The sequence below is a fragment of the Cellulomonas hominis genome, assembly GCF_005239125.1.
Lineage (GTDB): Bacteria > Actinomycetota > Actinomycetes > Actinomycetales > Cellulomonadaceae > Cellulomonas > Cellulomonas hominis_A.
On the sequence record NZ_SZYE01000187.1, the window covers coordinates 1 to 7,462 of the forward strand.

Consider the following 7,462-nt stretch of genomic DNA (forward strand, 5'->3'; position numbering starts at 1 on the left):
GGCGGCGAGGACGGGGTGGGCGGCGGAGAGGGGCCGGGCGGCGACGACGGCCCGGGCGAGCCCGCGGGGCGGGACGACGAGGAGGGCACGCAGCGCGGGGGCCGCGGCGACCCCGACCCGGAGGTGCCGGACGCCCGCGCGGTGTCCGCGCGGGTGCGGGCGGCGCTGGACCTGCTGGTGGACCCGCTCCGCGGCCGGGAGCCGCGCGCGGACGTCGCGGACGCCGGCCGCGCGGCGCTGGAGGGGGTCGTCGCCCACGGGCGCCGCGACCGGCAGGCACCCGCGCTCACCCTGCTCGCCCTGCTGGCGTGGTGGGACGGCGACGCCGTGCGGGCGTCCGTCCTGGTCGAGCGCGCCCTCGACCAGGACCCGGGCCACCGGCTCGCGGAGCTGCTCGACCGCGCGCTCGGCGCGGGCCTGCCGCCGGGGTGGGTGCGTCGTCGCTGCTGAGCGCCTCGGGACCGGTCGTGCGCCCCGACCCCTTCCGGTACGGTCGGACCACGGTCCACGGCCCGCACCCGCGCGACGGCGCCCCGGTGCGCGCCCGAGGACGCACAGCGCACGTGCGAGGAGCACACATGAGCATCGTGGTCGGGTACCTGGCGACCGTCGAGGGACGTGCCGCCCTCGCGGCGGCGACGGGCGAGGCGGTCCGCAGGTCGGAGCCGCTGGTCGTGGTCGTGAGCGAGCGCGGCGACGAGACGGACGAGCAGAAGGACGAGCTCGCCACCGCGCTCGACGAGGTCCGCTCGTCGCTCGAGTCGCGGGGCGTCCCGCACGACGTCCGGGTCGTGACCGGCGGCCGGGACGTCGCCGAGACGCTCATCGGCACCGCCGAGGAGACCGACGCCACCCTCATCGTCATCGGCCTGCGCCGCCGCAGCCCCGTCGGCAAGCTGATCCTCGGCGCCAACGCCCAGCGCATCTTGCTCGACTCGCCGTGCCCGGTCCTGGCGGTCAAGCCCGACCCGAGCTGACCGCGGCGGCCCGGCCGGGACCGACGGGCGAGCGGCCCGGTGCCGCCGGTCCGCTGCTGGGCCGGTCGGCTGCCGGCGCGGTCCTCTCCGGGGCCGGTCCGCCGCCCCCGCGGTCGACACGCCCGAGGGACCCGGACACGCCCGGGAGCGCCCCCGGTCGGCACGGGACGCCCGTCGTGGGAATCCTCGGCGGGCCTCGCGCGTTGACCACCTACGACAGGTCATCCGGCTTGCCGGACCGAGGCGTCGCCGCCCGTCCGGGGCATCCCGTGACGGGTGCGGGCCGGTACAATATCGAGGTACCCGATGCGCCGAACCGGGTCCCTTGCTGCCGAAAGGTCATTCGTGACGCCCCAGACTCCCACCCCCACCCTCCCGCGTGAGTTCGAGCACCCCGCCCTGCAGGACCTCGTGCGCGCCGGGCGCACCAACGGCAGCGTCGACGCCGCTGCGCTGCGTCACGCGTGCGAGGCCGCCCAGGTGGAGGACGCCAAGCGGCTGAAGGCCGTCGTGCGCGGTCTGGCCAACGCCGGCATCACCATCGAGGAGCCGACCGCCGCTCCCGCCCGCGCCGTCGCGGCGACCACCGCCAAGGCGCGCCCGTCGGCCAAGGCCGTCGTCGCGGCCGAGGACGGCGACGAGGCCGAGAAGCCCGCCCGCAAGACCCGCGCGGCCGCCGCCAAGCCCGCCGCCAAGAAGGCGACCACCGGCAAGGCCGCCACCGCGAAGCCCGTGAAGGCGACCAAGGCCACCAAGGCGAAGTCCGACGCGGACGGCGACGAGGAGGAGGTCGACCTCGAGGACGTCGAGATCGACGACACCGACCTCGAGGCCGGCGTCGAGGCGACCGACGAGGAGACCACCGAGGACGCCGAGGCCGACACCGAGGGGGCCCCCGCCGCCAAGGCGCCTGCCGCCGCGGCGGAGGAGACCACGGACACCGGCTTCGTCGTGTCCGACCGGGACGAGGACGACGCGCCCGCCCAGCAGGTCGTGACCGCGGGCGCCACCGCCGACCCGGTCAAGGACTACCTGAAGCAGATCGGCAAGGTCGCGCTGCTGAACGCGGAGCAGGAGGTCGAGCTCGCCAAGCGCATCGAGGCCGGCCTGTTCGCCGAGGAGCGCCTCGCCGCGATCGGCGACGACCTGGAGCCGAAGGCCCGCCGCGAGCTGCAGTGGATCGCGCAGGACGGCCGCCGTGCCAAGAACCACCTGCTCGAGGCCAACCTCCGTCTGGTCGTCTCGCTCGCCAAGCGCTACACCGGCCGCGGCATGCTGTTCCTGGACCTGATCCAGGAGGGCAACCTCGGTCTGATCCGCGCGGTCGAGAAGTTCGACTACACCAAGGGCTACAAGTTCTCGACGTACGCCACGTGGTGGATCCGCCAGGCGATCACCCGCGCGATGGCCGACCAGGCGCGCACCATCCGCATCCCGGTGCACATGGTCGAGGTCATCAACAAGCTGGCGCGCGTGCAGCGGCAGATGCTCCAGGACCTCGGTCGGGAGCCCACGCCGGAGGAGCTCGCCAAGGAGCTCGACATGACCCCCGAGAAGGTCGTCGAGGTCCAGAAGTACGGCCGCGAGCCGATCTCGCTGCACACCCCGCTCGGCGAGGACGGCGACAGCGAGTTCGGTGACCTCATCGAGGACTCCGAGGCCGTCGTGCCCGCGGACGCGGTGAGCTTCACGCTGCTGCAGGAGCAGCTGCACCAGGTGCTCGACACGCTGTCGGAGCGCGAGGCCGGCGTCGTCTCGATGCGGTTCGGCCTCACCGACGGCCAGCCGAAGACGCTGGACGAGATCGGCAAGGTCTACGGCGTGACCCGCGAGCGGATCCGCCAGATCGAGTCCAAGACGATGTCGAAGCTGCGCCACCCGAGCCGCTCCCAGGTGCTGCGCGACTACCTGGACTGAGCCCGCACGACGAAGGGCCCGCCCCCGTGGGGTCGGGCCCTTCGTCGTGCTCGCTGCTGCCGCCGGTGGCACGACGGGGCCCGCCCGGCTGCTGCCGGACGGGCCCCGTCGTGTCGTCGTGGCGCGGTGCGCGGCTCAGCGAGCGGCGCCGGCCCCGGCTCCGTGCTCGGCGAGCAGCTTGTCCGTCTCGTCCTGCACGTGGGTGGCGACCTGCGAGTACTTCGGCGCGTGCTCGCGCGCGTGGTGCGCGCAGAACAGGAGCTCGCCCACGGGCAGCTGCACGCGGACGTAGGCCTGAGCGCCGCAGCGGTCGCAGCGGTCGGCTGCGGTCAGCGGGTTCGTGGTCTCGATCGTCTCCGTCACGTTGTCATACAACCATCCCGGGCCCGGATCCTTCCCGTCGAGACCGGGTGGTTCGCTCACCGCGTAGGCGGAGCCACCCGGCGTGACCGGCCCGTCACGCGACCGACACGTGACCGTGACCGGACGGGCACGAGGTGCTGAGGATCGGCGACCGAGCGGCATGGTGCCGCGGATCTGTCGGCGCGACCGATTACCCTCGGGACTCGTGTCGACCGCTTCTGCCGAGTCCAGCTACACCGCCCGCCACCTGTCGGTGCTCGAGGGCCTCGAGGCCGTGCGCAAGCGCCCGGGCATGTACATCGGGTCCACCGACTCCCGCGGCCTCATGCACTGCCTCTGGGAGATCATCGACAACTCGGTCGACGAGGCGCTGGCCGGCCACGGCGACCGCATCGACGTCGTGCTGCACGCCGACTCCTCGGTGGAGGTCCGCGACCTCGGGCGCGGCATCCCCGTCGACGTCGAGCCGAAGACCGGCCTGACCGGCGTCGAGGTCGTGCTGACCAAGCTGCACGCCGGCGGCAAGTTCGGCGGCGGCTCCTACGGCGCGTCCGGCGGCCTGCACGGCGTCGGCGCCTCCGTGGTGAACGCGCTGTCCGAGCGGCTCGACGTCGAGGTGGACCGCGGCGGCAAGACGCACCGGATGAGCTTCCACCGGGGCGAGCCGGGCCTGTTCGACGACGCCGCGGGTCGCAGCCCGGAGTCGCCGTTCGAGCCGTTCGTCGCCCGCTCCGAGCTCGCGGTCGTCGGCAAGGTCGCCAAGGGGCGCACCGGGACGCGCATCCGGTACTGGGCGGACCGGAACATCTTCCCGACCACGGCGGTCTTCTCCTACGACGAGCTCGTCACCCGCGCGCGGCAGACCAGCTTCCTGGTGCCGGGCCTGACGATCACCGTCCGGGACGAGCGCGGGCTGCCGGGGACCCCGGGGGCCGAGGGCCCGCACGAGGAGGTGTTCCGGCACGACGGCGGCACCGTCGACTTCGCCGACTTCCTCGCGCCGGACGCCCCCGTCACCGACACCTGGAAGCTCACCGGCTCCGGCACGTTCTCCGAGACGGTGCCGGTGCTGGACGCCCGCGGCCACATGACGCCGCAGGAGGTGCAGCGCGACTGCGAGGTCGACGTGGCGCTCCGCTGGGGCACGGGCTACGAGACCGAGGTCCGCACCTTCGTCAACATCATCGCGACGCCCAAGGGCGGGTCGCACCTGGCGGGCTTCGAGACCGCCGTGCTCCGCACGATCCGCAAGCAGGTCGAGGCCAACGCCCGCCGGCTGAAGATCTCCGCGAAGGACGGCGGGGAGAAGATCGAGAAGGACGACGTGCTCGCCGGCCTCACCGCGGTGGTGACCGTCCGGTTGGCCGAGCCCCAGTTCGAGGGCCAGACCAAGGAGGTCCTGGGCACCGCGCCGGTCCGGAACATCGTCGCGAAGGTCGTCGACTCCGAGCTGACCGCGCTCCTGACCTCGGCCAAGCGGGAGCACAAGGCGCAGTCCGCCGCGCTGCTCGACAAGGTCGTGGGGGAGATGCGCGCCCGCGTCTCGGCCCGCAAGCAGAAGGAGATCTCGCGGCGCAAGACCGCGCTGGAGTCGTCCTCCCTGCCCGCCAAGCTCGCCGACTGCCGCAGCGACGACGTCGGCCGCAGCGAGCTGTTCATCGTCGAGGGCGACAGCGCGCTCGGCACGGCCAAGCTCGCGCGGTCCTCGGACTTCCAGGCGCTGTTGCCCATCCGCGGCAAGATCCTCAACGTCCAGAAGGCGTCGATCTCGGACATGCTGCGCAACGCCGAGTGCGCCGCGATCATCCAGGTCATCGGCGCGGGCTCCGGCCGCACCTTCGACCTCGACGCCGCCCGGTACGGCAAGATCGTCCTGATGACCGACGCCGACGTCGACGGCGCCCACATCCGGACCCTGCTGCTCACCCTGTTCTTCCGTTACATGCGCCCGCTGGTCGAGGCCGGCAGGGTGTACGCCGCGGTCCCGCCGCTGCACCGTATCGAGGTGATCGGCGCCGGCAGCCGGAAGAACGAGTACGTCTACACGTACTCGGAGGCCGAGCTCGCCGCCACGCTCAAGAAGCTCGACAAGGCCGGCAAGCGCTACAAGGAGGACATCCAGCGCTACAAGGGCCTCGGCGAGATGGACGCGGACCAGCTGTCGGAGACGACGATGGACCCGCGGCACCGGACGCTGCGCCGGGTGACCCTGCCGGCCGCGGAGAGCGCCGACGCGGTGGTCCGGCGCGCGGAGGAGACGTTCGAGCTGCTGATGGGCTCCGACGTGGCGCCGCGCAAGGACTTCATCGTGGCGGGCGCGTCGACGCTGGACGCGTCGCAGATCGACGCCTGACCACGCGACCCGGCGCGGGTCTGCGCCGGGTCCGCGCCGGGCCCGCGATTCCGCGTGACACCACCGGCGGTCGTCGGGCACCGTGTCCCGCATGCCCGAGAGCACCGAGACCCCCGCCGCCGCCCCGTCCCTGGCGGTGCGGGCCGCTGCCCCCGCGACCCTGCCGGAGCCCGACCCCGTCGCCACCGGCCTCACGTGGCGGCCGCTCGGCGGTGACGACGTGCCGGTCCTGGCCGCGCTCGTCGCCCGCGTCGAGGCCGCCGACGCCCAGCCGTTCCGGACCAGCGAGGTCGAGGTCGGCGAGTGGTTCGACGGCGAGTGGAAGGACCCCGCCCGGGACAGCCGCGTGGGGCTGGACGCCGACGGCGTCCCGCGCGCGTGGATCACCCTCGACGCGCCGCCGGGGGACGTGCGCGTGATCCGGGTGTGGGAGGCCGGCGGGGTCGACCCGGCGTGGCGCGGTCGTGGCATCGGCCGGGCGCTGCTCGCCTGGGCGACGGCCCGCGCCCGGCAGAAGCTCGCCGAGTCCGGCAAGGACGCGCCCGGCCGGATCGCCGCGTTCCTCGAGGACCACCGCGCCGACGCCCGGGCGCTGCACGCGCGGGCCGGGTTCGCCCCGGTCCGGTACTACACCGACATGCGCCGGGACCTGTCCCGTCCGCTGCCGGAGCCGCGCCCGGTCGACGGCGTGCGCATCGTGCCGTGGTCGGCCGAGCTGGACGACGCCGTGCGGCTGGCGCACAACGAGGCGTTCGCGGACCACTGGGGGAGCGAGCCCCGGTCGCCCGAGCACTGGCAGCAGGGGCGCGCGATGTTCGCCCCGCAGTGGAGCCACGTGGCGCTGGACGAGGCGACGGGCGAGGTGGCCGGGTACACCGTCTCCGGCCGCTACGAGCACGACTGGGAGGTCGCCGGCTTCACCTCCGGCTACACCGAGCTGCTCGGCGTCCGCCGCGCGTGGCGGGGGCGGGGCCTGGCGCCCGCGCTCCTGACGGCGGCGATGGCGTCGTTCCGGGCGGACGGGATGCAGTACGCGGAGCTCGACGTGGACACCGAGAACCCGTCGGGCGCCCACGGCCTGTACGCCAGCCTCGGCTACGAGGTCACGCACGGCGCGGTCATGTACACGATCGAGGTCTAGCGGGTCGGCCCCGTCGCGCGACGACGGGGCCCTACGCTGTGCCCATGGCTCCAGAGGACGGGCAGGGGCAGGCGGACGAGGACGCCACCTGGCGCATGTACCTGGGACTCTCCCGGGAGATGTTCACGGCGCTCGAGCGCGGGCTCGGCGCCGACGCCGGCGTGTCCGTCGCGGACCTCGAGATGCTCGAGCCGCTGCTCGCGGCCGGCCGGCCGGGCCTGCGGGCCAAGGACCTCGCCGCCGCCGCCGAGTGGCAGGACAGCCGGGTCTCGCACCAGCTGCGCCGCATGGAGCGCCGCGGGCTCGTCACGCGCACCCGGGACCGGCAGGACGGCCGCGGGACGGTCGTCTGCCTCACCGAGGCCGGGGAGGCCGCCGCGCACGCCGCGCAGCGGACCCGGCGGGTGCTCGTGCGCGAGCTGCTGCTCTCGCCGCTCGACGAGGCGCAGGTGGCCTCGCTCGTGGAGGTGTCGGGCCTGGTCCGCGCCCGCATCGCTGCCACGGGCTCCGCGCGCTGACCCGGGCCGTCACGCCGGACGGCCGCGCAGTCGGCGCGGTGGTCGGCGAGATCGGTGCGTCCGGCCGAGACCGGCGCTTCCAGCCACCGATCTCGGCGCGAACCACCGATCTCGCGCCGGCAGCCGGCGGCGCCGGCGGCGCCGGCTGCGCCGGCTGCGCCGGCTGCGCCGGCTGCGCCGGCTGCGCGGCGGG

The 7,462-nt window shown here is 74.5% G+C and carries 7 protein-coding genes; 6 read left to right on the plus strand and 1 reads right to left on the minus strand.

Annotated features, from left to right (window positions below; translation table 11 throughout):
- The 3 genes from FA014_RS16445 to FA014_RS16455 all read left to right on the plus strand — a co-directional run.
- The coding region (locus FA014_RS16445; RefSeq protein ID WP_195969331.1) for a DUF4192 family protein at positions 1 to 450 on the plus strand (450 nt) is incomplete at its 5' end.
- A gap of 128 nt (positions 451 to 578) precedes the next feature.
- Positions 579 to 977: a universal stress protein gene (locus FA014_RS16450; protein WP_154730725.1), complete on the plus strand. Its 399-nt coding sequence runs from the start codon at positions 579 to 581 to the stop codon at positions 975 to 977.
- A 306-nt stretch (positions 978 to 1,283) separates the two neighbouring features.
- Positions 1,284 to 2,894, plus strand: coding sequence for an RNA polymerase sigma factor (locus FA014_RS16455; RefSeq protein WP_154730726.1), 1,611 nt, complete (start codon positions 1,284 to 1,286; stop codon positions 2,892 to 2,894).
- 135 nt (positions 2,895 to 3,029) lie between these two features.
- Here the strand turns inward: FA014_RS16455 and FA014_RS16460 are convergent, their stop codons facing one another.
- Positions 3,030 to 3,257, minus strand: coding sequence for a DUF7455 domain-containing protein (locus tag FA014_RS16460; protein WP_230323286.1), 228 nt, complete (start codon positions 3,255 to 3,257; stop codon positions 3,030 to 3,032).
- 160 nt (positions 3,258 to 3,417) lie between these two features.
- Here FA014_RS16460 and FA014_RS16465 point away from each other — a divergent pair, with 160 nt between their 5' ends.
- From FA014_RS16465 to FA014_RS16475, 3 genes are all read left to right on the plus strand, one after another.
- The gene (locus FA014_RS16465) at positions 3,418 to 5,610 is read left to right on the plus strand and encodes a DNA gyrase/topoisomerase IV subunit B (protein WP_419178420.1); all 2,193 of its coding nucleotides are present in this window, start codon (positions 3,418 to 3,420) and stop codon (positions 5,608 to 5,610) included.
- Positions 5,611 to 5,701: 91 nt separating this feature from the next.
- Positions 5,702 to 6,751 carry a GNAT family N-acetyltransferase gene (locus FA014_RS16470; RefSeq protein WP_154730729.1) on the plus strand — a complete coding sequence of 350 codons (1,050 nt, stop codon included), beginning with the start codon at positions 5,702 to 5,704 and terminating at the stop codon, positions 6,749 to 6,751.
- A 44-nt stretch (positions 6,752 to 6,795) separates the two neighbouring features.
- Positions 6,796 to 7,269, plus strand: coding sequence for a MarR family winged helix-turn-helix transcriptional regulator (locus FA014_RS16475; protein ID WP_154730730.1), 474 nt, complete (start codon positions 6,796 to 6,798; stop codon positions 7,267 to 7,269).
- The last annotated feature ends 193 nt before the right edge of the window (positions 7,270 to 7,462 follow it).

What these genes read in the sequence shown, in the direction of transcription:
- FA014_RS16465 (WP_419178420.1), top strand. Translation starts at nt 3,418, where the DNA reads ATGGTGCCGCGGATCTGTCGGCGCGACCGATTACCCTCGGGACTCGTG.
- FA014_RS16475 (WP_154730730.1), top strand. Translation starts at nt 6,796, where the DNA reads ATGGCTCCAGAGGACGGGCAGGGGCAGGCGGACGAGGACGCCACCTGG.
- FA014_RS16450 (WP_154730725.1), top strand. Translation starts at nt 579, where the DNA reads ATGAGCATCGTGGTCGGGTACCTGGCGACCGTCGAGGGACGTGCCGCC.
- FA014_RS16455 (WP_154730726.1), top strand. Translation starts at nt 1,284, where the DNA reads ATGCGCCGAACCGGGTCCCTTGCTGCCGAAAGGTCATTCGTGACGCCC.
- FA014_RS16470 (WP_154730729.1), top strand. Translation starts at nt 5,702, where the DNA reads ATGCCCGAGAGCACCGAGACCCCCGCCGCCGCCCCGTCCCTGGCGGTG.